We start from the raw sequence: 22,702 nt of genomic DNA, 5'->3' as shown, positions 1-22,702 counted from the left end.
CGCGACGCTGTCTTAGATGTGACGGACTTGCACCTCCCCCTCGACCGCGCCGCGGGGCGCCTCGCGGCGCAGATCGCCGCGGGCTTCCGCGCCGCCATCCGGACGGGCCGGCTGACCGCCGGGACCCGACTGCCGTCGAGCCGCGATCTCGCCCGGGATCTGGACGTGTCCCGGGGGGTCGTGGTCACCGCTTACGAGCAACTGATCGCCGAGGGCTTCCTGGTCGCCCGCCGCGGCGACGGGACCCGGGTGGCGCCACTGGCGCGGCCCGACGCCCCGCCACCGGCGCGGCCCGCGGTCTGGCCCCCCGAGACCGCGGCGGAGCCGTCCCCCGAGCCACCGGACGGCCCGTTCGCCTACGACCTGTTCCCGGGCGGCCCCGACCTGTCGGCGTTCCCGCGCGAGCGCTGGATGACGTCGGTGCGCGCGTCCCTGCGCGAGCTGCCGAACGACGAGCTGGACTACCCCGACCCCGGCGGCGCCCCGGCGCTGCGCGCCGAGCTGGCCGGCTACCTGGGCCGGGTCCGGGCGGCGCACGCCGACGCCGAACGCATCATGATCATGAACGGGGTGGCGCACGGCCTGTCCTCGGTGGTGCGGCTGCTGGCCGCCGACGGCCAGCGCGTGCTGGCGCTGGAGGACCCGACGAGCGCCCGGCAGGTCCCGATGCTGGACGCGACCGGCGTGCGGCTCGCGCGGGTGCCGGTGGACGAGCACGGCATCGACGTGGCCGCGCTCGCCCGTACGGACGCACGCGCGGTCCTGGTGACGCCCGCCCACCAGTACCCGACCGGGGTGGTGCTGTCGCCGTCCCGGCGCGCCGAGCTGATCGCGTGGGCGCGGGACGTGGACGGCCTGATCATCGAGGACGACTACGACGCCGAGTTCCGCTACGACCGCGAGCCTGTGGGGTGCCTGCAGGGCATCGACCCCGACCGCGTCGTGCTGCTCGGCTCGGTGAGCAAGGCCCTGGCCCCGGCGCTGCGCCTCGGGTGGGCGCTGGCGCCGGCCAAGCTGGCCGACCGGCTCCGTACGGTCCGGGCCCAGAGCGACCTGGGCGCGCCCGTGCTGGAGCAGCACGCGCTGGCGCACTTCATCTCCACAGGGGCCTACGACCGGCACCTGCGCATGATGCGGCGCACCTACCGTTCCCGCCGGGACGCCTTGGTCGAGGCCCTGCAGGACCACATTCCAGGGGTCACGGTCCGTGGGGTGTCCGCGGGCATCCACCTGTATGTGGAGCTGCCGCCCGAGGCCAACGAGGAGGCCGTCGTCACGGCCGCCGCACGGGTAGGGCTCTCGGTCGCGGGTGCTTCTCACATGTGGTCACACGACCGTGCGAAGGAGGCATCTCCGGCCCTCGTCCTAGGCTATGCACGGCTCGGTGAGAACCGTCTTTCGCGCGCAGCCGAACTGCTCGCGGACGTGATTACGGGCGAGGCGCAAGGGTAGTAAGCCACCTCAAGTGGAGGAGGCGACGTATGAGTCTGGAAGAGGCAGCACGCCAGCTCAAGATGGCGGTTCACGACGCACAGGTGGCCTTCGACTGCGTGGGCCTGGGAGACCTTGACCGGGCCCAGGAACACGCGGTCACGGCGCGCGCGGCGGCCGATGCCGCCGAGGTGGCGCTTGAGGTAGCCGTGAAGGACCTGACGCCCGAGGAGGCACAGGCAGCGGGCGAACGCGCCGTCAAGGCCCTCGAAGAGGCCTGACAGCGCGGTCAGACGCCGGATGGGGTGGGTGGGAGGCCCGACTAGACCGTGGGCCGTTCGGCGACCGGGGTGTCGGTACGGGCGCCCGGGACAGGCCTGGGGTTGAAGCCCTTGGCGGTCGCGTAGATCAGCACGACCAGAACCGTCGGGACGATGAACGCCAGCCGCAGCCCGTTGGAGTCGCTGACCGGGGCGATCGCGCCGATCACCGCGGCGCCGAGCACGAAGCCCACGTAGTTGAAGACGTTCACGCGCGCCACCGCGACGCCGAGGCCGGTGGGGTCGACGCGGCCGGCCGCGGTGTAGGAGATCGGCGCGACGACGCTGAGGCCGAGGCCCGCGACGGCGAACGCCGGGATGGCGACCCACGCGTTCGGCGCCGCCACGACGCCGATCATGCCGACGAGGCCGACGACCGAGCCGATCCGCACCACCTGGACCGGGCCCGAGCGGCGCACGCCGAAGTCGGCGACGGTACGGCTGAAGACCATCGCGACCTGGTACGCGACATAGCCCAGCGGGCCGACCCAGTCGGCGCTGCTCAGCTCGTCCTCCAGGTACTTGGTGCCGTAGCTGGAGATCGCGGCGTCGGCGAGGTAGAAGGTCGCCATGGCCGCGCCCACGATCAGGATCGGCTTCCACGGAACGCTGCGCCCGGCCGCCTTCAGGTCGGCGGCGCTCGGTGCCCCGGCGCTCTCCTCGTCCTTGCGGTACACCAGGTGGCCGGTCGCCAGCGAGACGATGATGCCCGCGCTGGCGGCGATCGCGAAGCCGGTGAGCAGCGACAGGTCCAGCTTGTTGGCCAGGGACGCCCAGAGGCCGCCGAGGATGCCCGCGACGCTCCACACGGCGTAGAAGCCGGTGATCAGGCTGACGCCGTACCTGCGTTCGACGGCGACGGCCTGGGCGTTCATGGAGGCGTCGACCGCGCCGACGAACAGGCCGAACAGCGCCACGGAGGCGTAGAGGGCCGGGTCGTTGTCGCCGGTCAGGCCGACCAGGATGATCGTCGCGCAGACCAGCGGCTGGGCGATCCGCAGCACCGGGCCGCTGCCGACCCGGGCGAACAGCCCGCCCGAGAGCACGCTGCCGACGCCGGCGATCACCGGGACCATCAGCAGCACCAGGGAGAGCGTGCCGTCGCTGAGGTGGTGGGTGTCCTGGATCTTGGGCACCTGGGTCACGAGCGAGGCGAAGCACAGCCCCTGGATCGCGAAGGCGGCGTACGTGCCGGACCGCGACTGGCGGTCCCGCGTGGTGATGCCCTCGGCCATGTGGCATCCACCTCTCTGGGCTGCTGAACATGAAGAAGTTTCGCGTCAGGGTAGGGACGCCGAGGCCCGCCGGTCAAACGTGACCTGGATCTCTGACCCGGTCTCACCGGTCCCTTGCCGGACGTCTCCGCGGAGCTCAGCCGATCAGGCGGCGCCGCATCGCCCGTACGGCAATGATCCACATCAGCGCCGCGAACGCCAGCAGACCGGCGAGATGGCCCAGGTCGGCCACCGGCCGCAGCCCGAAGACGGCGTGCCGCACCAACTCGACGCAATGGTAGAGCGGGTTCAGCCACGCCACGGTGTGGACCCAGTCCGGAAGCGCGTCGATCGGGAAGAACGTGCCCGCGACCAGGAACAACGGGGTCACGACGCCGGTGATGATGTAGTCGAAGGAGTTGATCGACGGCACGACCGCCGACGCCCACATCCCGAACAGCGCGAACCCGAGCGCGGTGAAGAACGCGATGAACGGCACCAGCAGCATCCCCCACGAGGGATCCAGGCCGAACGCCATCGCCACCACCATCGGCGAGCCCGAGTAGATCGCCGACCGGGTCGCGATCCACAGCGTCTCGCCGGTCACCAGCTCGTGCACGTCCACCGGCGCCGCCAGCACCGCCTCGTAGGTGTGCTGGAAGACCCGCCGGATGTAGCCGTTGAACATCCCGGGGAAGACCGAGGTGAACAGCGCGGCCGTGCCGACCATGCCGGTGCCGACGAAGTCCAGGTAGCGGTAGTGGCCGATCGCCGCGACCAGCGAGCCCATCCCGTAGCCGAACGCCAGCATCATGAACGTCGGCTCGAACATCGACGCGAACGACGACGACTTCCAGTAGCGCTTGTAGAGGGCGAACTCGTGGCGCCAGATGCCCTTGAGCGCCGCCAGCTCGAACCGCCGCAGCCGCGGCGCCCGCACCTCGGCCCGCACGTCGGTGACGGTCATTCGTCCCGCTCCTCGCTCTCCCCGGTCCTCACGGTCTTCCCGGTCTTTCTGATCATGTGGCGCGCCCTCGTCATTCGACGCGCTCGCCGGTCAGGATGACGAAGACGTCCTCGAGGTTGGCGGCCCGGTGGACCCCGTCGGGGCCCAGCTCGTCGGCCAGCGAAGGCGAGATCGTCTCGGCCTTCAGCACCGACACCGAAGGCCCGGTGCGGCGGGTGGGCAGGCCCGCGTCCCTGGCCAGCCGTTCGACCAGCTCCAGGCGTTCCGGCGGGCCGTAATGCTCGACCACGCGTTCGCCCGCGTACTCGGCGACCAGCTCGGCGGGGCCGCCGCGCGCGATCACCTTGCCGTGCGACATCAGGGCGCAGTGGTCGGCGAGGCGCTCGGCCTCCTCGATGTAGTGCGTGGACATCAGCACGGTCGTGCCGCCCGCGCGCAGTCCGTCGATCAGCCCCCACAGCTCGGCCCGCACCTGCGGGTCCAGGCCGACCGTCGGCTCGTCCAGCAGGACGAGGGCGGGCCGGTGCACCAGCCCGCGGGCGATCAGCAGCCGCCGCCGCATCCCGCCGGACAGGTCGTCGACCTTGGTGAACTGCCGGTCGGTGAGGTGCGCGAGCTCCAGCGCGGCGTCGACCGCGGCCCGCCGATCCTTGCGCGGCACCCGGTACAGGTGCGCGAAGACCTCGAGGTTCTCCCGGGCGGTGAGCTCCTCGTCCATGTTGTCCTGCTGCGGTACGACGCCCATCGCGGCCCGCGCCCGCTTGGACTCGCGGGGGATCGGGAAGCCCAGCACCTCGATCTCGCCCTCGTCGGCGATGGCCTGCGCCGTGAGCAGCTTCATCGTGGTCGACTTGCCCGCCCCGTTCGGCCCCAGCAGGCCCAGGCAGATCCCGGCCGGCACCTCCAGGTCGAGGCCGTCGACGGCGGTCAGGCCGCCGAACCGTTTCACGACGCCCTGGAGGCGGATCGCCGAGGATCGCTCGGGCCGGCCCTCCAGCGGCAGAGATTCAGACCGTTGCAGCGCCATGCCGTCACCCTAGGTGCCGAGTCGGACAAACCACACTGATTTTCCGGCCGGGCGATCACGGCGGTGCGCGGCTACCCTGTGGACGTGGACCAACCCCGCGTACGGGACCTGCGCGCCTCCGACGCCGACCGCGAACGCGTCGTCAGCGTGCTCGGCGAGGCCCTCGCCGACGGCCGGCTGACCATGGAGGAGCACTCCGAGCGCACCTCGCAGGCCTACGCCGCCCGCACGCTGGGCGAGCTGACCGGCCTCACCACCGACCTCAGCCCCGAGGAGTCCCAGCCGATCCTGGTCGACGACCGGCCGATCTCGATCCTGTTCGGCCGCACGCGCCGCGAGGGCCGCTGGGTGGTCCCGGTGAAGCTGCCGCTGATCGCGCTCTTCGGAACGGTCGAACTGGACCTGCGCGAGGCGGTCATGCAGCGCCGCCACGTCGTTCTCGACTCGATGGTGCTGGGCGGCCGGATCCGGCTGATCGTTCCCGAGGGCGTCCGGGTGGACGTCACGGGCCGTACGGTCCTGTCCACCCGCGACCTGCGCACCCGGCCCGCGGACGAGGGCCCGACCGTCGAGGTCTCCGGCACGATGATCTTCGGCTCGGTGAAGGCGCGGGCGCCCAAGCAGACGCTGCGCCAGCGCGTCCGCGGCCGCCTCCGCCGCCCCTGACCCCGCAACTCCGGGGCATCTCCACACGCCGATCTTGCTCTCAGCGCCCTTTCCTGGTGCTTGGGAGGGCGCTGAGAGCAAGATCGGCGTGGTTCAGACGGCGGTGTCGAAGTTGATCGCGCTGTAGGCGCGGAGCTTGTTCAGCTTGTGCTCGCTGGAGATGTTGCGGATCGTGCCGCTGCGCGAGCGCATGACCAGCGAGTGGGTGAACGCGGTGCCCTTGCTGTAGCGGACGCCGTCGACCAGCTCGCCGTCGGTGATGCCGGTCGCCGCGAAGAACACGTCGTCGGAGGTCACCAGGTCGTCGGTGGTCAGCACCCGGCCGAGGTCGTGCCCGGCGTCGATCGCCTTCCGGCGCTCGGCGTCGTCCTGCGGCCACAGGCGGCCCTGGATGACGCCGCCCAGCGCCTTGATCGCGCAGGCGGCGATGATGCCCTCGGGCGTACCGCCGATGCCGACCAGCAGGTCCACGCCGGTGCCCTCGCGGGCCGCCATGATCGCGCCCGCCACGTCGCCGTCCAGGATGAACTTGATCCGGGCGCCGGTCTCGCGGATCTCCTTCACCAGGCCCTCGTGCCGGGGCCGGTCCAGGATGACCACGGTCACGTCGTTCGGCGTGGAGCCCTTGGCGCGGGCGATCGCGGCGATGTTGTCGGCGATCGGCCGCTCGATGTCGACCACGTCGGCCGCCTCGGGGCCGGTGACCAGCTTCTCCATGTAGAAGACCGCGGACGGGTCGAACATCGACCCGCGCGGCGCCACCGACAGCACGGCGATCGCGTTGTTCATGCCGAGCGCGGTGAGGCGCGTCCCGTCGACCGGGTCGACCGCCACGTCGCACTCGGCGCCGCTGCCGTCGCCGACCTCCTCACCGTTGAAGAGCATCGGCGCCTGGTCCTTCTCACCCTCGCCGATGACCACGACACCCTGCATGGAGACCGTGTTGATCAGCTGGCGCATGGCGTTGACCGCCGCGCCGTCCGCGCCGTTCTTGTCGCCGCGCCCCACCCACCGGGCGGCGGCCATCGCGGCGGCCTCGGTCACCCTGACCAGTTCCATCGCCAGGTTGCGGTCCGGCGCCGCGGGCTCGGTGGCGAGCGGCGAGGAGACGGTGGATTCGTCGGACATGCGAGGCAGCCCCTTCGGTAGGCAGATGCATGGAATTCTCCGTGGGACATGCCCCGGCCTCCAAATTGGACCAGACCAGATGGGTTACGGCGCTCACTCCGGGACGTGTTTTGGCGGCCACGCAGAGGAAGGGATCGTTCCCCCGGCGCAGGAGGGCGTAATCTCCTTGGTCATGAGCAGCGACATCGACCTTCCGTCCGGTGGGGTGACCGCGCAGGCCGACGCCCCCGCCCGGGCGACCTCTGACCGGGGCGCCGCCACCCGGGGCGCGCTCCTGGCCGCGGCACGGGACGTGTTCTGCGAGGCCGGCTTCGCCCAGGCCGCCGTCACCGACATCGTCGCCAAGGCCGGTGCCAGCGTCGGCAGCCTCTATCACCACTTCAACGGCAAGGCCGACCTCTACCTCACGCTGTTCGAGGAGTTCCAGGTCCGCCAGCAGGAACGCACCCGCGAGGCGATCAACTCCGTGCGCGACGCGGGGGAGACCGACCCGATGCGGCAGTTCATCGCGGGCGCAGGCGCGTACCTGAACGGCTGCCTGGCCGAACGGGACGTGGCCCGGCTCTTCATCTCCGGCGACGGCCCGCCCGGCTTCGACCGCGTCATGCGCCAGCGCCTGAACAAGTGGGCCCGCCGCAACGCCGCCCTCTTCCACACCGCCGACGGCGGCGTGGACGAGGCCCTCGTCGTGGTCCTCACCGGCGCCATGGCGGGCGCGGTGTCGGAGGTCTCGCTGAGCGACGACGAGGAGGCCTCGCGCCGCATGGCGGGCGACATCATGGCCATCGTCGGCACGATCAGGAACCCCGGTACGGAGCAGACCTGACCGTGCGGGATGCTTGAAGCGTGAGCGACAAGACCCCTTCCACCACCGGCGAGGCCCCTTCGGGCGAGGCTCCGGCGGGCGACGCCGCCCCCGGCCGTTCCGCCGCTGAGGCCGTCGGCGACCCCGCCGCGCCCGAGGCCGCGTCCGGTCGGACCGCGTCTGGCCACGCCGAGTCCGCGTCTGAAACGGCCGCGTCCGGGGCGGCTGCGTCTGAAGCGGCTGCGTCTGAGGCGGCTGCGTCTGAGGCGGCTGCGTCTGAGGCGGCTGCGTCTGGAACGGGCGAGCCGTCCGCGTCCGCTGAGTCCGGGGTGGCTGAGTCCGGGTCCGCCGAGTCTGGAGCCGCCGAGTCGGCGTCGGCCGAGGCTGAGAGTGGCGCTGAGGGGCGTTCTGAACAGGGGCCGTCCCGTTCTGAACAAGCTGGGACGGGTGAGGCTTCCGCGTCCGCTGCGTGGCCTGCGGCGTCCGCTGCGCGGCCTGCGGCGTCCGCTGCGCGGCCTGCGGCGTCCGCTGCGAGGCCCGGCGGGCGAGGCGTCGTGGAGGTCAGCCCGGGGGTCTACAAGCGGCTGACGTCGGGGCTGGGCGGGTTCACGATCGCGCTGGGGGCGTGCCTCCTGCTGGTCGGGGTGATCTACCTGATCACGCCGCGTGAGCACAAGAACCTGCTGCCGACCGTCGACTACGCCAGCCAGCAGTGGGCCATGGTCCAGGGCGCCCCGTACACCGTGTGGGCGCCCGAGGGACTGCCCCCGACCTGGCGCGCGAGCAGCTCACGGGTGCACGGGCTGGACGCCGACGGCAAGGGCACGGTGTCGTGGCACCTGGGGTTCGTGACGCCGAGCAAGGAGTACGCGGCGCTGGAGCAGAGCAACGAGAAGGCCTCCGACTACGTTCCGCGGATGACCAACAACCGCAAGCCGACCGGCACCATGCAGGTGGGCGGCGTGACCTGGGACACCTATTACCGCAAGGACAAGAAGGCCAACTCGCTCGCCCGGACGCTGCCCGACGGAGTCTCGCTCGTGGTCACCGGGACCGCCTCGTACCAGGAACTGGCCGTTCTGGCCGGTTCGCTGAAGCCCCAGCACAAGCAGGGCTCGCAGGTGCCGGTGAGCCCCACGCCGACCTCCTGACCTGCGCGGGTTTTGTCCACGGAATTTTCCAGAAGGTCTTGTCCGGGGAGATCCTGCGTTCCAGTTTCCTTCGGCATCGTCCATGCGCGATGATCACTCCCGCATCCCGCGCAACAGTGAAGGACGATGCGAGTGAGCAGCCACAGAGCGAGCAGCCATAAATTGAGCAGCCGCAGGGCCAAGGCGGCCGTCGCGACCGGCGGTGTCGTGCTGGCGACCGGCCTGGTCGCGGGCGGTGTCGCCCTTGCCTCCGGCGACGACTCCACGCCGAAGCAGGCCTCCCCGGTCGCCGCGCAGAACGCCTCCGCCGCGGCCATGCCGATGTTCCGCCTCCCGTTCCCGTGCGGCCAGAAGTGGCGCGGTGACACCGTCGCCAGCAGCGCGCACACCAAGTACGAGATCGACTGGAACCAGGGCCCCGACCTGTCCAACGTCGACGAGGGCCGCACCGTGGTCGCCGCGGCGGCCGGCAAGGTCATCCGTTCGACCCACCACGTCAACCAGAGCGGATACGGCAACCACGTCGTCATCCAGCACTCCGGCGGCTACCAGACCTGGTACGCCCACATGAAGTACCGCTCGGTCAAGGTCGGCCAGACCGTGAAGGCCGGTCAGAAGATCGGCGCCGTCGGCCACACGTCGCGGCCGGGCAACAACATCACCTCGCACCTGCACTACGAGCTGCGCAAGAACGGCCAGTACCCGCCGGTCGCCGCGTACTTCGACGGCAAGCGCTTCTCCTACCCGGCCCCGCGGCCCGGTAAGACGCTCACCTCGCACAACTGCGGCGGTGGCGGCAGCACCAGCACGGTCGAGAAGATCTGTGGCTCCGGCTTCAAGCAGATCGACAAGCACGCGCTGGGCAAGGCCGCGACGATCTACCTGGGCTACAACAAGGGCAACAAGCAGAACTGCGTCATCACGGTGAAGCCCAAGAAGGGCTCCAAGACCGCGATGTCCGCGACGCTGCAGGTCAAGGGCGCCAAGGCCAAGACCGACAAGGGCAACTTCACCTGGTACGCGGGCCCGGTGAAGGCCGGTGCAGGCAGCAAGTGCGTCATCTGGGGCGGCTCGGTCGGCAAGAGCTCCTGGAAGAGCAAGTACTCCCACTGCGGCTGACGTCGCGCTGAGCGGCCTACGTCGCGCTGAGCGGCCACGTCGCGCTGAGCGGCCCACGCCGCGCCCCTGGACGGGGTTCCCCTCAACAGATCAGATGAAAGGCAATTCATACATGGTCTCCATCAAGCGTCGTCCCGCGGTCATCATCGGGGGCTCCGCCCTCGCCGCGGGCCTCGTTGCCACCGGCGTCGCCGTCGCCGCGACCTCGGGCGGGGGGTCCGCGCCCAAGCAGGCCAGCCCGGTCGCCGCGGCGCAGAACGCGTCCACCGCGGCCGTGCCGCGCCTGCAGATGCCGTTCCCGTGCGGGCAGACCTGGCGCGGCAGCACCGGCAGCGGGGCGCACACCAAGTACGAGATCGACTGGAACTGGGGCAGCACCGGGTCCGCCGACGAGGGCAAGACCGTCGTCGCGTCCGGCGCGGGCAAGGTCGTCCGGTCCGAGTACAGCCGGACCAGCGGCTACGGCAACATGATCTTCATCCAGCACTCGGGCGGCTACACCACGGTGTACGCCCACCTGCGTTACCGCTCGGTGAAGAAGGGCCAGACGGTCAAGAAGGGCCAGAAGATCGGCGCCGTCGGCCACACCAGCGCCAAGTACAACATCATCTCGCACCTGCACTACGAGCTGCGCCGCAGCCCGAGCGCCTACCCGCCCATCGCGGCGGTCTTCGAGGGCAAGCGGTTCCCCTACCCGGGCCCTGCCTCCCTCAAGTCCTGCGGTGGCGGTGGTGGCGGTACCACCAGCACGGTCGAGAAGATCTGTGGCTCCGGCTTCAAGCAGATCGACAAGCACGCGCTGGGCAAGGCCGCGACGATCTACCTGGGCTACAACAAGGGCAACAAGCAGAACTGCGTCATCACGGTGAAGCCCAAGAAGGGCTCCAAGACCGCGATGTCCGCGACGCTGCAGGTCAAGGGCGCCAAGGCCAAGACCGACAAGGGCAACTTCACGTGGTACGCGGGCCCGGTGAAGGCCTCGGCCGGTAGCAAGTGCGTCATCTGGGGCGGCTCGGTCGGCAAGAGCTCCTGGAAGAGCAAGTACTCCCACTGCGGCTGACGCAGCCTGACCAACTGAATAGCCGAAGGGCCGGTTCCCATGCGGGGGGACCGGCCCTTTCGCCCATCAAGACGGCTTCGCTCAGAAGGGGGCTGGAGTGTCCTCGTCCTCCTCGGCGGGCCTGTTCATCGCGGCGGTCAGCCTCGCGCGGGCGCCTTCCAGCCACTCCTCGCAGATGCCCGCCAGCTTCTCACCGCGTTCCCACAGGCTCAGGGACTCCTCCAGGGTCAGGCCGCCCGCCTCCAGCTTGCGGACCACGTCGGCCAGCTCGTCGCGTGCCTGCTCGTACGTCAGCTTCTCTTCCGCCACGTCGACCACCCTAAGACTCTGCGGGACCGGAGACGGTCACCGCGAGGCGGCCGTCGGCGAGGCGCACCAGCAGCCGGTCGCCCTCCTGCACCTCGGCGGCGTCCCGTACGACGCCGTCGTCCTCGCGCTGCACGATCGCGTACCCGCGCTTCAGCGTGGCGGCGGGGGACAGGGCGACCAGGCGGGCGCGGGTGTGCGACAGCTCGTCGCCCGCGCGGTCCAGCGCCCCGTTCAGGCACCGCCGGGCGCGGTCGCGCAGCGCGAGCACCTGCTCGGACTGCCGCTCGATCTCGCGTACGGGATCGGCGAGTGCGGGCCGCGACCGGATCGACTTCAGCCACGCCTCCTCGCGCTCCAGGCCGCCGGCGATGCAGCGCCGCCCGCGGTCGCGCAGCTGCCGTACGAGCTGCAGCTGCTCCCGTACGTCGGGCACGGCGCGCTTGGCGGCGTCGGTCGGCGTGGAGGCGCGCACGTCGGCGACCAGGTCCAGGATCGGGCTGTCCTGCTCGTGCCCGATCGCGCTGATGATCGGCGTGCGCGCCTCGGACACGGCCCGGACCAGCGCCTCGTCGGAGAACGGCAGCAAGTCCTCCATCGACCCGCCGCCGCGCGTGATGATGATGACCTCGATCTCGGGGTCGGCGTCGAGCTTGCGCAGCGCCTCCATGACCTCGCCGACCGCGTAGTGGCCCTGGACGGCGGTGTTCTCCACCTGGAACGCGACGGCGGGCCAGCGGCGCCGCGCGTTCTGCAGCACGTCGTGCTCGGCGTCGGAGTCGCGGCCGCAGATCAGCCCGATCTTGCCGGGCAGGAACGGGAGGGGCCGCTTGCGCTCCGGCCGGAACAGGCCCTCGGCGTTCAGCACCTGCTTGAGCCGTTCGAGCCGGGCCAGCAGCTCACCGACGCCGACCGGCTTCACCTCGATGGCGCTGAGCGAGAACGAGCCGCGGTTGATCCAGAAGTCGGGCTTGCAGTGCACGACCACGCGCGCGCCGTCGGCGACCGCCGGGCCTGCCGCCTCGAAGACCGGGCGCGGGCCGACGACGCGTACCGACATGTTGGCGACCGGGTCGCGCAGCGTCAGGTAGACCGTGCCGCCGCGGGCGTTGAGGTCGGTGATCTGCCCCTCGACCCAGATGCGGCCGAGCTTGCCGATCCAGCCGCCCACCGCCTGCAGAACGGTGCGTACCGGGACCGGGGACTCGGCCGTCGTGTCCATCGCCATGCCCGAAAGCCTAGGCCGCCCCACCGGTTCAGGTGTCCCGATGGAGTCCGTGCCCCCGGATCCGGGATCATGTGACTGAGATCACTTTCAATAGTTAGCCTAGCTAAGTTAGTCTGGCTAAGTAATTCGAGAAGAGGTGGCAGTGTCCGTTACGCCCGAATCCCGCGAGCTCGCCGAGCACTTCAACCGGCGGCTGCGCGACCTCGTGCTGCTGCTGCGCCGGGTGAACGCCGACCAGTCGATCACCAGCCAGCAGGTCTCGGTGCTCGGCTCGCTCGAGCACGGCGCGCGCCGGATGAGCGACCTGGCCGAAGAGCACGGCGTCCGGCTGCCCACCATGACCGCGCAGATCAACCGCCTCGAACGGGACGGCCTGGTCACCCGCGGCCGGGACGGCTCCGACGCCCGCGTGGTCACCGTCGAGCTGACGCCCACCGGCGCCGACCAGCTCCACGCCACCCGCGAGAAGCGGATCGCGTTCCTCGCCGAGGGCATCGCCGCCCTCAGCGACGAGGACCGCGCGGCGGTGGCTGCGGCGCTCCCGGCGCTGGACCACCTCTTCAACGCGTTCTGAGCACGACCCCCTGAAAGGAAGGTCACCATGCACGAAGAGCCCGCTGACAAGCCCGGCATTCTGCGCCAGCCGGTGTCGGTCTGGGCGACCGCGTTCGCCGCGGTCGTCGCGTTCATGGGCATCGGGCTGGTCGACCCCATCCTGCCCGCGATCGCCAAGGGCCTGGACGCCACGCAGAGCCAGGTCTCGCTGCTGTTCACCAGCTACTTCCTCATCACCGCCGTCGCGATGCTGGTCACCGGCTGGGTCTCGTCCCGCATCGGCGGCAAGAAGACGCTCCTCATCGGCCTGACCCTCGTCGTGGTGTTCGCCGCGCTCGCCGGAACGTCCGACAGCGTCGGCCAGCTCATCGGCTTCCGGGCGGGCTGGGGCCTCGGCAACGCCCTGTTCGTCGCCACCGCCCTCGCCGTCATCGTCGGCGCGGCCACCGGCGGCGCCGAATCCGCGATCATCCTGTACGAGGCCGCCCTCGGCCTCGGCATCTCGATGGGCCCGCTCGTCGGCGCGGTCCTCGGCGACATGAACTGGCGCTACCCGTTCTTCGGCACCGCCGTCCTGATGGCGATCGGCTTCCTGCTGATCAGCACGCTCCTGAAGCCGACCCCCAAGCCCGCCACCAAGACGCGCCTGTCCGACCCCATCCGCGCGCTGGGCCACGGAGGCCTGTCGACCACCGCCTTCACCGCCCTCTTCTACAACTACGCGTTCTTCACGATCCTGGCGTTCACCCCGTTCATCCTCGGCATGGACGCCTACGGCATCGGCTTCGTGTTCTTCGGCTGGGGCGTGATGGTGGCGCTCTGCTCGGTCTTCGCGGCCCCCTTCTTCCAGCGCCGCTTTGGAACGGTCCGAGTCATGTACACGGCCCTCGCGCTCCTCGTGGTCTTCCAGCTGGGCATCGCGTTCTCGGGCCACGCCGGCATCATCATCTTCACGATCCTGTCCGGCATCCCCATCGGCCTGAACAACACCGCGTTCACCGAGGCCGCCATGGAGGTCTCCGACGCCCCGCGCCCCGTGGCCTCGGCCGGTTACAACTTCGTTCGCTGGCTGGGCGGCGCCATCGCCCCGTTCCTCGCCAGCAAGCTCGCCGAGCACATCAACTCCGACGTCCCCTACTACGTCGGCGCCGCCTGCTGCGTGGTCGCCATCGGCATCCTCGTCACCCGCCGCCGCCACCTGGAGTCCCTGAGCCGCGTGGACATCGACCACACCTTCCAGGACGCACCCCTGCCCGCGAAGGCCTGACCAGGGCCGAGCCCCCGAGCCCTGGCCAAGAGAACGGCCCCCGGACCCCGTTCCGGGGGCCGTTCGTCACCTCGCAGGCTGCTCCTCGGCGTCAACCCCACAGAACGCGGAGTAGGCGCACCTCGCGCTGTTCCTCCAAGACGAAGTAAATAGCCAGGCCACGTTCGCCGAAGGTCTAAGTGAGCATGTTCGCTCGCGGGTTCGCCTCGTTGATCGGTTCACCACCGCTCGGCGAGGATCTCTTGCACGGGACGCCCGGACGGCACCGGCTCGCCCGCCCTGAGCTTGGCGGCGGTCGCGTGCATCCGGCGGCGCCCCTCCGGATCCCGGGCGGAGTCGCACGCCATGATCCACCAGCGGTGCAGGAAGTCGTTGTACGGGCTGATGTCGAGGCTCACGCGGACCTTGTCGAGAACGGCCTTGAGGCCGGCGTCGAACGCCTCCAGGTCCTCATGTACTACGAGCGCGGCGCGGATGTCGCGCAGATTCTTCTCTGGCCTGGGAGCGGGCTGGTGCTCGTCCTGCGGCTGGGCGGTCATGGCGCCACCTAGGTCAGCACGCCGACATCTCCCCAGTTGCTGAGAGATTCAAATGCGGTCTCCGGAGCGCTCCTCAGACGCCGATGGCCCGCCGGGTCCCGGCGTGCGGGGCGTGGCGGGCCATCGGGTCGTCAGATCGTCAGATCGTCGGGTCGTCGGATCTGGTCAGGTCAGCTGGTGCCGTTGAGCTTGGCGATGCGGTTCTCGTACATGCGGAGAACGTCGGCGCGGGCGGCGTGCTTGCGCTCGTACTCGCGCAGCAGCTTCACCTGGTCGGCGGTCAGGCCGCGCAGGCGGGCACGGAGCTGCGGGAGCGTGGCCTCGTCGTAGTCGGGCACCGGCAGGTCGGCGGACGCGGCCTTGGCCTCGGCGGGCTTAGCCTCGGGCTTCGGCTCGGCGGCGGGCTTGGCCTCGGCGGCGGGCTTGGCCTCGGGCTTTGCCTCGGCGGGCTCAGCGGGCTTGGCCTCGGCCTTTGGCTTCGCCTCGGGCTTGGGCTCGGGCTTCGGGGCCGGCTTGGGGGCCGTGGCCTTGGCCTCGGCAGCGGGCTTGGCCTGCGGCTTCGCCGGGGTGGCGGTGGCCTTGGGCTTGCCCACCGAGATCTCGGAGGCGGCGGCCTTGGGCTTGGCGGGCGGCCGGGTGACCGCGGTGGTACGGGTCCGGGCGGTCGGAGCGGGCTCCGGCTCCTCCTCGGTGCCCCGTACGCGCTGGGCGACGCCGACGACGACCTTCTCGGCGGTGTGCTGGACGTCGTCGCGAAGCCTGCCGAGCACGGGCTTCACGCCGCCGCCCTCGGTGATCTCCTTGTAGTCCTTGGTCACGCGGTCGCTCAGCAGCAGGGCCCGGCCCACACCGAACATGGCCAGGCGGACGGCGTGCAGCGGGAGATCACGAACCTGTTCGCCCACCGTGTCCTGCACCTGCTGCTTGAGGCGGCGCGGCGATTTCACCATCGTTCTCCAACTCCCTGCTGTTCTGATCACCGGACTCGGCCGACACAGCACCGTCTGTCAATCTTCACTTTGCCGCATAGGTGCGATAGCGGTCACCCCGGCTTAATGGATTTCCGTCCAAAAGGGGCGTGGTTCGGGTCACATTGCGGGCTTCACCAGAGCTTTGAGCTCCTCTGCTGCGATCCGGGGTGGTTTGCGGTCGGTGCGGGACGCCTGGGACGGCTCGTACGATAGGGGGCATGACCGCCACCAGCCAGCGCCGTGTCCTGCTCGCCAAGCCGCGTGGTTACTGCGCGGGCGTCGACCGGGCCGTCCAGACGGTCGAGATCGCCCTGGAGAAGTACGGGGCGCCGATCTACGTGCGCAAGCAGATCGTTCACAACGTGCACGTGGTGAAGACGCTCGAGGAACAGGGCGCGATCTTCGTCGACGAGACCGAGGAGGTGCCCGAGGGCGCCATCGTGGTCTTCTCCGCGCACGGGGTGGCCCCGGTCGTGCACGAGGAGGCGCGCGGCCTCAGCCTGCGCACGATCGACGCCACGTGCCCGCTGGTGACCAAGGTCCACAAGGAGGCCGTGCGGTTCGCCAAGGACGACTACGACATCCTGCTGATCGGCCACGAGGGCCACGAGGAGGTCATCGGGACCTCGGGCGAGGCCCCCGATCACATCCACCTCGTCGACGGCCCGGACGACGTGGCGAACGTGAACGTCCGCGACCCCGAGAAGGTGGCCTGGCTGTCGCAGACCACCCTGTCGGTGGACGAGACGCTGGCGACCGTCGCCAAGCTGCGCGAGCGGTTCCCCAAGCTGATGGACCCGCCGTCCGACGACATCTGCTACGCCACCCAGAACCGCCAGGTCGCCGTCAAGGAGATGGCCGCGCAGTCGCAGCTGGTGATCGTGGTCGGGTCCACCAACTCCTCCAACTCGGTACGGCTGGTCGAGGTCGCCAAGGAGCACGGCGCCGACGACGCCTACCTGGTCGACTACGCCGAGCACATCAACGAGTCCTGGCTGGACGGCGTCGCCACCGTCGGCGTCACGAGCGGCGCCTCGGTGCCCGACGAGCTCGTCCAGGGCGTGCTGGCCTGGCTGGCCGAACGTGGCTACGGCGACGTCGAGGAGATCGAGTCCGTTCAGGAGAAGATGCGCTTCGCCCTCCCGCACGAGCTCCGCAAGGACCTCCGCAGCGCATAGCCGGCGCATAGCTGGCGCATGGCCGGCGCATAGCCGCAGGCGGCGTGCGTTAGTCGATGTCGCCGTGGGGGAGCGGGGGTTTCTTCTCGTGGCGGGCGGCCGTACGGGAGACGCGGCCGGCGCCGGTGTCGGTGGCGGGGCTCTCGTCCCAGCGGACCGGGTTCTCGTTCGCCTCTTCGACGAAGAGGCGGCTGCCGATCAGCTTGTCGCGCAGCTCGTTGAACGTGGTGAGCAGGCCGCGCGGGAACGCGATGACCAGCACCAGGATCGTCCCGAGGAACAGCCACGGCGCGGTCGCGGCCAGCGAGGTCAGCAGGCCGACGGCCATGCCGCGCAGCAGCGACCCCTCGCCGAGGGTGGTCAGGAACTCGGCGATCACCGTGACGGCGAAGAAGACCGCGGGCGGGCTGACGGCGACGGTGAGCAGGTCGGCGGGGCGGGTGGTCAGCGCGGCGAGCACGCATCCGGCGGCGAACGAGAGGCCGGCCAGCACCTGCATGTCGAGCCAGTGCGCGAACAGCGCGCCGAGCAGGCCCGTACCGAACATGACGACGATGCCGCCGCGGCCGGTCAGCGTGATGGACGCGCCGCCGGACGAGCCCGAGCGCAGCCGTGGAGCCGAAGCGCCGCGCTCACGTCGCACAGATCCCCCTGGGGCCGGCGATGCGCCGTCCGGCGCATCGTTCACCGTCGGTGTACTCATTGCCACCTCTCCAGCCGATCAATCTGCTCGGGGATGGCCCGTCCGCCGAAACCTACCGGTTTCCCGGGTGGGTCGGGTCGCGGTCCGTCGTCGTCGGGGTGGTCCTCGGTGGTGACGGCGGGGCGGTCGTCGAAGGTGACGGCGGGGCGGTCGTCGGCGGTGAGTTCGGCGGCTGAGGGGGTGCGGGGGCTCTCCTCGACGGGTTGCGGGGCGTCCAGCGAGGTCTCGACGACGCCGAGCTCGTTCAGCTTGCGCGCGCTGACCAGCACGCGGGTCTCCAGCGATCCGACGGTCCTGTTGTACGACTTGATCGCGTTCGTGAGCGCCCGGCCGAGCTCGTCGACGTGCTGGCCCATCGTGCCGAGCCGCTCGTACAGCTCCTTGCCGAGCTCGAACACCGCCCGCGCGTTCCGCGAGAGCGCCTCCTGCTGCCAGGCGTACGACGCGGTGCGCAGCATCGTGATCAGCGTGGTCGGGGTGGCGATGTGCACGCGCCGCGTCATCGCGTACTCCAGCAGCCCCGGGTCGTGGTCGAGCGCCGGCGCCAGGAACGCCTCGCCCGGGATGAACAGCACCACGAACTCCGGCGCCGGGCTGAACGCCTGCCAGTACGACTTGGCGGCCAGCCGGTCCACGTGGTCGCGCAGGTGCCGCGCGTGCGCCTCCAGCCGGACGTTCTCGCCGGTCTCGACGGCCTCCAGGTAGGCGGCCAGGGACACCTTCGAGTCGACGACGACGTTCTTGCCGCCGACCAGCCGCACGACCATGTCGGGGCGGACGGTGCCGTTCTCGGTGGCGGCGCTCGCCTGCTCGTCGAAGTCGCAGTGGTGGGTCATCCCGGCCAGCTCGACGACGCGGCGCAGCTGGAGCTCGCCCCACCGCCCGCGCGCCTCGGGCCGCTGCAGCGCACGCACGAGCGTCTGGGTCTCCGAGCGCAACTGCTCCGAGCTCTGCCGTACGAAGTCGACCTGCCGGGCCAGCATCGCGTGCGACTCGCGGCGGCCGGTCTCGACCTCGCGGAGCTGCTCCTCTACCTTGGCCAGAGTCTCGCGGAGTGGGGCGACCAGATGCTCGACGGCCTGCTTGCGGCGTTCGAGCTCGCCCGCCGCCTCGACCCCCGCCGCCTTCAGCCGCGTGTCGGCCAGCTCCAGGAACCGCTGGTTGCTGGCGTCCAGGGCCTTGGCGGACAGGTTCTCGAAGTGCTCGGCCATCCGTTCCTCGGCATAGGCCAGCTTCTCCTCGGCGGCCTTGGCCCGCGCGATCAAGGCCCCCTGGCGGCCGGTGGCGAGCGCGTAGCCGACCACCACGCCGAAGGCCACCCCGATGACGAGGCCCGCGAGCAGCGCGAGATCCATCTTTTCATCGTGACAGCGGATGCGGAGAGTGCCCGCGCGACGCGCCGAGACGGCAGTCGCACCGGACAATTAGACTCAGCGTTCACTAAGCGCAGCAAACCGGATGGACCACCACCGCGAGGAGCCCCCCATGCCCGCCACCCCAGGCCCCGATTCCAGCTCCGACCAGTCCTCCGCCCCAGTAGCCCCCTCCACCCCCCAGCCCGGTGCCGAGCACGAAACGGCCGCTGCCGCTCGGGCTCAGACTCGTGACCTTGCCAACCCCGCTCAGATCCGGCTGGTGGCCACCACGGCGGCGGAACGGCGGGTGGCTCGCGTGCTGGCGATGGAGCCGGGCGGGCGGCCGACGCTGTCGGCGCGGATCGCCAACCGGGTGATCAAGTCCATGATGAAGACGGCGTGGCAGTACGGCCCCGAGACCGATGCCGGGCTGATCCGGATCCGGCGGGCGACCGACCTGATGGCGCGGCTCGAGATCATTCCACGCGGGGTGGCGATCACTCCGCAGGACCTGGGCACCTGCACGGCCGAGTGGGTACGGGCCGGCGCCCCCGACGACAGCAAGGCGCTTCTCTACCTCCACGGCGGCGGCTACTTCTTCGGCAGCCCCAGGCTCTACCGCCCGTTCAACTGGCGACTCTCCGCGTCCACCAGGCGCTCCGTTCTGGCCCTGGACTACCGCCTGGCACCGCACCACACCCCTGCCGACGCACTGGAGGACGCCCTCGGCGCGTACGACTACCTCCTGGCCCAGGGCTATGAGCCGTCCAACATCGTCGTAGGAGGCGACTCGGCAGGGGGCCACCTCACCCTCGCGCTCCTCCTCGCCCTCAAGCAACGGGGAGGCCCTCTCCCGGAATCCGCGTTCGCCCTGTCTCCCTGGGTGGACCTGCTCTGCCAGTCCCAGTCGCACCAGCTCAACCGCCAGAGCGACTCCCTCATCCCCGCAGGAAAGCTTGCCTGGCTAGGCCGGGAGTTCTGCCGGGACAAGGAGGAGAACGACCCGCTTTTCTCCCCGCTCCGCGCAGACCTCTCAGGCCTCCCGCCGCTCCTCTTCATCGCCTCCAGTACGGAGATCCTGCGGGACGAGACCCGCGACGTCGCCGAACGGGCCCGCGCCGCAGGCGTTCCGGCCGTCTACCAGGAGTGGGACGGCCTCGTGCACGTCTTCCCGGTGTTCGCCGACTACGTGCCCGAGGGCAAGGCGGCGTTCCGCCACATCGCAGAGTTCATCCAGGCGTCGTCCTTGGGTGGTCCCGCCGGGCAATAAACTTTGCGCCGTGAGCCTCTCCATCGGAATCGTCGGGCTGCCCAACGTCGGCAAGTCCACCCTGTTCAACGCGCTGACCAAGAACGACGCGCTCGCCGCGAACTACCCGTTCGCGACCATCGAGCCCAACGTCGGCGTGGTCGGGGTGCCCGACTCCCGCCTCGAGCGGCTCTCCAAGATCTACGACTCGCAGAAGATCATCCCGGCGACGATGGAGTTCGTGGACATCGCGGGCATCGTCAAGGGCGCCTCGGAGGGCCAGGGCCTCGGCAACAAGTTCCTGGCCAACATCCGCGAGACCAACGCGATCTGCCAGGTCATCCGGGCCTTCGAGGACGCCGACGTCACCCACGTCGACGGCGACGTGGCCCCGTCCCGCGACATCGAGACGATCAACACCGAGCTGATCCTGGCCGACCTCCAGACCATCGAGAAGGCCCTGCCGCGCCTCGAGAAGGAGGCCCGGACCAAGAAGGACAAGGAGCAGCTCGCCGTCGTCGAGGCCGTTCAGACCGCCCAGAAGCTCCTGAACGAGGGCAACACCCTCTTCGCCTCCGCCGACAAGGTCGACCTCGACCTCCTGCGCGAGCTCCACCTCCTCACCGCCAAGCCGTTCCTCTACGTCTTCAACCTCGACGAGGAGGAGCTCGGCGACGAGGCCATCCGCGCCCGCCTCCGCGACCTGGTCGCCCCCGCCGAGGCGATCTTCCTGGACGCCAAGATCGAGGCCGAGCTGATCGAGCTCCCCGACGACGAGGCCCTCGAACTCCTCCAGGGCCTCGGCCAGGAAGAGTCCGGCCTCTCCCAGCTGGTCCGCATCGGCTTCGACACCCTCGGCCTGCAGACCTACCTGACCGCAGGCCCCAAGGAATCCCGCGCCTGGACCATCAAGAAGGGCGCCACAGCCCCCGAGGCCGCCGGCGTCATCCACACCGACTTCCAGCGCGGCTTCATCAAGGCCGAGATCGTCTCCTTCGACGACCTCATCGCCGAAGGCTCCCTGCCCAACGCCCGCACCGCAGGCAAGGTCCGCATGGAGGGCAAGGACTACATCATGCGCGACGGCGACGTAGTCGAGTTCCGCTTCAACGTCTGACCCGCCACCCCGCGCTGAACGCCTGCGTCCTCCTCACCCGGCTCCAACACGGTGCTCACGCACGACGACCCACGCGCGCCCCTCGCGCGGACACTCGCGCGGACACCCGCGCGGACACCCGCGCGGGTGTCCGCGCGCAGTGCCGCACACGGCGTCCGAGCTGCTCGCGTACGACGCCCGCGCGGAGCGCGTGCGTGACACAGGCACGCTGCTTGCGGATCGTGTCCGCGCGCCGCTCGTGCGCGATGTCCGCGCTGTTCAGCCACGACACCCACGCGCCGCTCGCGCAGACACCCGTGTGGTGCCCGCGCTGCTTATGCACGACGCTCACGCGCTGCTTATGCGCGACACCCGTGTGGTGCTCGTGCACGGCGCCCGTGTGCCGCTCGCGTCACGACACCCGCGCACCGCATGGGCACAGCGTCCGGCGCAGCGCCTGCGAAGCGCCCACGTGCGACGCCCGTGTGACGCGCGCTGCTCGCGTTCGACCTCCGCGTGCCGCTCACACCTGGCGTCCGCGTGCCACGTGCGCGCGGCGTTCGCGTGCCGCTCATGCTGGATGTCCGCGCGGTGCCCGGGGCCGCTCACGCGCGACACCCGCGCGGGCGCGCGACGTCCGCGCACGACAACCCGAATGGTGTCCGCCCACAACACTCATGCACGGCATCCACGCAAGCGCCTATGACGCTGCTTGGTGTTGCGCGGCCGCGCACCCTGCTCGTGCTCAGGCACGTGACCGTGCTGCCGTGCGGGGCGTCGCCTGCCGCATCCGCTGGCATACGAAGGCACCTGCGTCGCCGTCTGGTCGGGTGATGGCGCCCGTGCACCGGGCGCATGCCCGTCTCGGTGCCGTGCTTGCCGCTCTCTAGGTAGGTAGATCGCGTGCGATGTTGGTGTGCGGCACCCACACCTGGCGTTCGCGTGCTGGGGTTTGCGCCTGGGCGCCGTGGTCGTGGCGCTGCGTGACGGTCTCGGGCGTACGCGCGACGCGTTGGCGCTCAGCGGTCGGGCGTGTCCCGGAGCCGGCGCACGGGGGTGTGGGCGAGGTGCGTGGGGCGGGGGTTCTACGGGTTGCTTGTGGTGTGCGGGACAGGGGGCCGGCGGATGGTGTCCCTGGGGTGTTTTTGCAGGTTGGGGTGAGCGGGGGTGTGGGGGTTGTTGGTGGGGTGGGGGTTTGGTCGTTGGGGGCTGGGCGGCGGCTTCTGGGCGATTTTGTGGGGGTGGTGAAGCGGATTGCGTTGGGCGGGTGCAGGTTTCGTGAGGCGGGGTCGTGCGGGTTTCAGTGCATGTTTCAGTGGGCGAGTTGTGGGGTCTCTGACCGGCATTTTCGTACGCGCTGTAGTCGG

General features: G+C 70.5%; 23 protein-coding genes. 12 read left to right on the top strand and 11 right to left on the bottom strand.

Going from position 1 to position 22,702, the window contains the following annotated elements:
• Positions 1-18 precede the first annotated feature (18 nt).
• Positions 19-1,452 carry a MocR-like pyridoxine biosynthesis transcription factor PdxR gene (pdxR, locus tag J4573_RS07300; protein WP_208254516.1) on the top strand — a complete coding sequence of 478 codons (1,434 nt, stop codon included), beginning with the start codon at positions 19-21 and terminating at the stop codon, positions 1,450-1,452.
• Between the two features lie 29 nt (positions 1,453-1,481).
• Positions 1,482-1,712: a hypothetical protein gene (locus tag J4573_RS07295; RefSeq protein ID WP_208254515.1), complete on the top strand. Its 231-nt coding sequence runs from the start codon at positions 1,482-1,484 to the stop codon at positions 1,710-1,712.
• Positions 1,713-1,753: 41 nt separating this feature from the next.
• Here J4573_RS07295 and J4573_RS07290 read toward each other — a convergent pair whose 3' ends face one another.
• From J4573_RS07290 to J4573_RS07280, 3 genes are all read right to left on the bottom strand, one after another.
• Positions 1,754-2,986 (bottom strand): MFS transporter, encoded by a 1,233-nt coding sequence (locus tag J4573_RS07290; protein ID WP_208254514.1) that lies wholly within the window; start codon positions 2,984-2,986, stop codon positions 1,754-1,756.
• A 136-nt stretch (positions 2,987-3,122) separates the two neighbouring features.
• Positions 3,123-3,932 carry an ABC transporter permease gene (locus J4573_RS07285; protein ID WP_208254513.1) on the bottom strand — a complete coding sequence of 270 codons (810 nt, stop codon included), beginning with the start codon at positions 3,930-3,932 and terminating at the stop codon, positions 3,123-3,125.
• 70 nt (positions 3,933-4,002) lie between these two features.
• Positions 4,003-4,959: an ABC transporter ATP-binding protein gene (locus J4573_RS07280; protein WP_208254512.1), complete on the bottom strand. Its 957-nt coding sequence runs from the start codon at positions 4,957-4,959 to the stop codon at positions 4,003-4,005.
• A gap of 84 nt (positions 4,960-5,043) precedes the next feature.
• Here J4573_RS07280 and J4573_RS07275 point away from each other — a divergent pair, with 84 nt between their 5' ends.
• Positions 5,044-5,625, top strand: a complete 582-nt coding sequence (locus J4573_RS07275) for a DUF1707 SHOCT-like domain-containing protein (protein WP_307796528.1) — start codon at positions 5,044-5,046, stop codon at positions 5,623-5,625.
• 93 nt (positions 5,626-5,718) lie between these two features.
• Here J4573_RS07275 and glpX read toward each other — a convergent pair whose 3' ends face one another.
• Positions 5,719-6,753, bottom strand: a complete 1,035-nt coding sequence (gene glpX, locus J4573_RS07270) for a class II fructose-bisphosphatase (RefSeq protein ID WP_208254511.1) — start codon at positions 6,751-6,753, stop codon at positions 5,719-5,721.
• 172 nt (positions 6,754-6,925) lie between these two features.
• On the opposite strand from glpX, the gene J4573_RS07265 reads away from it, so the two are divergent.
• The 4 genes from J4573_RS07265 to J4573_RS07250 all read left to right on the top strand — a co-directional run bounded on the left by J4573_RS07265 (position 6,926) and on the right by J4573_RS07250 (position 10,888).
• Positions 6,926-7,579, top strand: coding sequence for a TetR/AcrR family transcriptional regulator (locus tag J4573_RS07265; RefSeq protein ID WP_208254510.1), 654 nt, complete (start codon positions 6,926-6,928; stop codon positions 7,577-7,579).
• 533 nt (positions 7,580-8,112) lie between these two features.
• The gene (locus J4573_RS07260; RefSeq protein ID WP_307796527.1) at positions 8,113-8,709 is read left to right on the top strand and encodes a DUF4245 domain-containing protein; all 597 of its coding nucleotides are present in this window, start codon (positions 8,113-8,115) and stop codon (positions 8,707-8,709) included.
• A 162-nt stretch (positions 8,710-8,871) separates the two neighbouring features.
• Positions 8,872-9,828: a M23 family metallopeptidase gene (locus J4573_RS07255; RefSeq protein ID WP_243772642.1), complete on the top strand. Its 957-nt coding sequence runs from the start codon at positions 8,872-8,874 to the stop codon at positions 9,826-9,828.
• A 94-nt stretch (positions 9,829-9,922) separates the two neighbouring features.
• The gene (locus J4573_RS07250) at positions 9,923-10,888 is read left to right on the top strand and encodes a M23 family metallopeptidase (RefSeq protein WP_208254507.1); all 966 of its coding nucleotides are present in this window, start codon (positions 9,923-9,925) and stop codon (positions 10,886-10,888) included.
• A gap of 81 nt (positions 10,889-10,969) precedes the next feature.
• Here J4573_RS07250 and J4573_RS07245 read toward each other — a convergent pair whose 3' ends face one another.
• Positions 10,970-11,197 (bottom strand): exodeoxyribonuclease VII small subunit, encoded by a 228-nt coding sequence (locus tag J4573_RS07245; protein ID WP_208254506.1) that lies wholly within the window; start codon positions 11,195-11,197, stop codon positions 10,970-10,972.
• A gap of 10 nt (positions 11,198-11,207) precedes the next feature.
• On the bottom strand, positions 11,208-12,422 hold the full coding sequence (gene xseA / locus J4573_RS07240; protein WP_208254505.1) for an exodeoxyribonuclease VII large subunit: 1,215 nt from the start codon (positions 12,420-12,422) through the stop codon (positions 11,208-11,210).
• Between the two features lie 136 nt (positions 12,423-12,558).
• On the opposite strand from xseA, the gene J4573_RS07235 reads away from it, so the two are divergent.
• A complete protein-coding gene (locus tag J4573_RS07235) occupies positions 12,559-12,996 on the top strand; it encodes a MarR family winged helix-turn-helix transcriptional regulator (protein WP_307796526.1) in 438 nt (145 codons plus the stop codon).
• A gap of 27 nt (positions 12,997-13,023) precedes the next feature.
• Positions 13,024-14,244, top strand: a complete 1,221-nt coding sequence (locus J4573_RS07230; protein ID WP_208254504.1) for an MFS transporter — start codon at positions 13,024-13,026, stop codon at positions 14,242-14,244.
• 218 nt (positions 14,245-14,462) lie between these two features.
• Here the strand turns inward: J4573_RS07230 and J4573_RS07225 are convergent, their stop codons facing one another.
• The gene (locus tag J4573_RS07225; protein ID WP_208254503.1) at positions 14,463-14,783 is read right to left on the bottom strand and encodes a DUF6247 family protein; all 321 of its coding nucleotides are present in this window, start codon (positions 14,781-14,783) and stop codon (positions 14,463-14,465) included.
• A gap of 170 nt (positions 14,784-14,953) precedes the next feature.
• Complete coding sequence (locus tag J4573_RS07220) at positions 14,954-15,733, bottom strand: DUF8129 domain-containing protein (RefSeq protein WP_208254502.1); 780 nt, start codon at positions 15,731-15,733, stop codon at positions 14,954-14,956.
• A gap of 239 nt (positions 15,734-15,972) precedes the next feature.
• Between J4573_RS07220 and J4573_RS07215 the strand changes: the two genes are divergently transcribed.
• Positions 15,973-16,932 carry a 4-hydroxy-3-methylbut-2-enyl diphosphate reductase gene (locus J4573_RS07215; protein ID WP_208254501.1) on the top strand — a complete coding sequence of 320 codons (960 nt, stop codon included), beginning with the start codon at positions 15,973-15,975 and terminating at the stop codon, positions 16,930-16,932.
• 49 nt (positions 16,933-16,981) lie between these two features.
• Here J4573_RS07215 and J4573_RS07210 read toward each other — a convergent pair whose 3' ends face one another.
• On the bottom strand, positions 16,982-17,575 hold the full coding sequence (locus J4573_RS07210) for a DUF6542 domain-containing protein (protein WP_208254500.1): 594 nt from the start codon (positions 17,573-17,575) through the stop codon (positions 16,982-16,984).
• Between the two features lie 56 nt (positions 17,576-17,631).
• Complete coding sequence (locus J4573_RS07205; RefSeq protein WP_208254499.1) at positions 17,632-18,990, bottom strand: DNA recombination protein RmuC; 1,359 nt, start codon at positions 18,988-18,990, stop codon at positions 17,632-17,634.
• A gap of 130 nt (positions 18,991-19,120) precedes the next feature.
• On the opposite strand from J4573_RS07205, the gene J4573_RS07200 reads away from it, so the two are divergent.
• A complete protein-coding gene (locus J4573_RS07200; protein ID WP_208254498.1) occupies positions 19,121-20,260 on the top strand; it encodes an alpha/beta hydrolase in 1,140 nt (379 codons plus the stop codon).
• Positions 20,261-20,270: 10 nt separating this feature from the next.
• Positions 20,271-21,356 (top strand): redox-regulated ATPase YchF, encoded by a 1,086-nt coding sequence (gene ychF / locus J4573_RS07195; RefSeq protein ID WP_208254497.1) that lies wholly within the window; start codon positions 20,271-20,273, stop codon positions 21,354-21,356.
• Between the two features lie 55 nt (positions 21,357-21,411).
• Here ychF and J4573_RS07190 read toward each other — a convergent pair whose 3' ends face one another.
• Entirely contained in the window at positions 21,412-21,687 is a 276-nt protein-coding gene (locus tag J4573_RS07190; protein WP_208254496.1) for a hypothetical protein, read from the bottom strand.
• Between the last annotated feature and the right edge of the window lie 1,015 nt (positions 21,688-22,702).

Source organism: Actinomadura barringtoniae (assembly GCF_017573505.1).
Classification (GTDB): Bacteria; Actinomycetota; Actinomycetes; order Streptosporangiales; family Streptosporangiaceae; genus Spirillospora; species Spirillospora barringtoniae.
Note: the sequence above shows the minus strand (reverse complement) of the source record. Positions and strands in the feature narration are given on the sequence as shown.

What these genes read in the sequence shown, in the direction of transcription:
- J4573_RS07290 (WP_208254514.1), bottom strand. Translation starts at nt 2,986, where the DNA reads ATGGCCGAGGGCATCACCACGCGGGACCGCCAGTCGCGGTCCGGCACG.
- J4573_RS07230 (WP_208254504.1), top strand. Translation starts at nt 13,024, where the DNA reads ATGCACGAAGAGCCCGCTGACAAGCCCGGCATTCTGCGCCAGCCGGTG.
- J4573_RS07265 (WP_208254510.1), top strand. Translation starts at nt 6,926, where the DNA reads ATGAGCAGCGACATCGACCTTCCGTCCGGTGGGGTGACCGCGCAGGCC.
- J4573_RS07295 (WP_208254515.1), top strand. Translation starts at nt 1,482, where the DNA reads ATGAGTCTGGAAGAGGCAGCACGCCAGCTCAAGATGGCGGTTCACGAC.
- J4573_RS07215 (WP_208254501.1), top strand. Translation starts at nt 15,973, where the DNA reads ATGACCGCCACCAGCCAGCGCCGTGTCCTGCTCGCCAAGCCGCGTGGT.
- J4573_RS07220 (WP_208254502.1), bottom strand. Translation starts at nt 15,733, where the DNA reads ATGGTGAAATCGCCGCGCCGCCTCAAGCAGCAGGTGCAGGACACGGTG.
- J4573_RS07280 (WP_208254512.1), bottom strand. Translation starts at nt 4,959, where the DNA reads ATGGCGCTGCAACGGTCTGAATCTCTGCCGCTGGAGGGCCGGCCCGAG.
- xseA (WP_208254505.1), bottom strand. Translation starts at nt 12,422, where the DNA reads ATGGCGATGGACACGACGGCCGAGTCCCCGGTCCCGGTACGCACCGTT.
- J4573_RS07250 (WP_208254507.1), top strand. Translation starts at nt 9,923, where the DNA reads ATGAAAGGCAATTCATACATGGTCTCCATCAAGCGTCGTCCCGCGGTC.
- J4573_RS07225 (WP_208254503.1), bottom strand. Translation starts at nt 14,783, where the DNA reads ATGACCGCCCAGCCGCAGGACGAGCACCAGCCCGCTCCCAGGCCAGAG.
- J4573_RS07285 (WP_208254513.1), bottom strand. Translation starts at nt 3,932, where the DNA reads ATGACCGTCACCGACGTGCGGGCCGAGGTGCGGGCGCCGCGGCTGCGG.
- J4573_RS07205 (WP_208254499.1), bottom strand. Translation starts at nt 18,990, where the DNA reads ATGGATCTCGCGCTGCTCGCGGGCCTCGTCATCGGGGTGGCCTTCGGC.
- J4573_RS07200 (WP_208254498.1), top strand. Translation starts at nt 19,121, where the DNA reads ATGCCCGCCACCCCAGGCCCCGATTCCAGCTCCGACCAGTCCTCCGCC.
- glpX (WP_208254511.1), bottom strand. Translation starts at nt 6,753, where the DNA reads ATGTCCGACGAATCCACCGTCTCCTCGCCGCTCGCCACCGAGCCCGCG.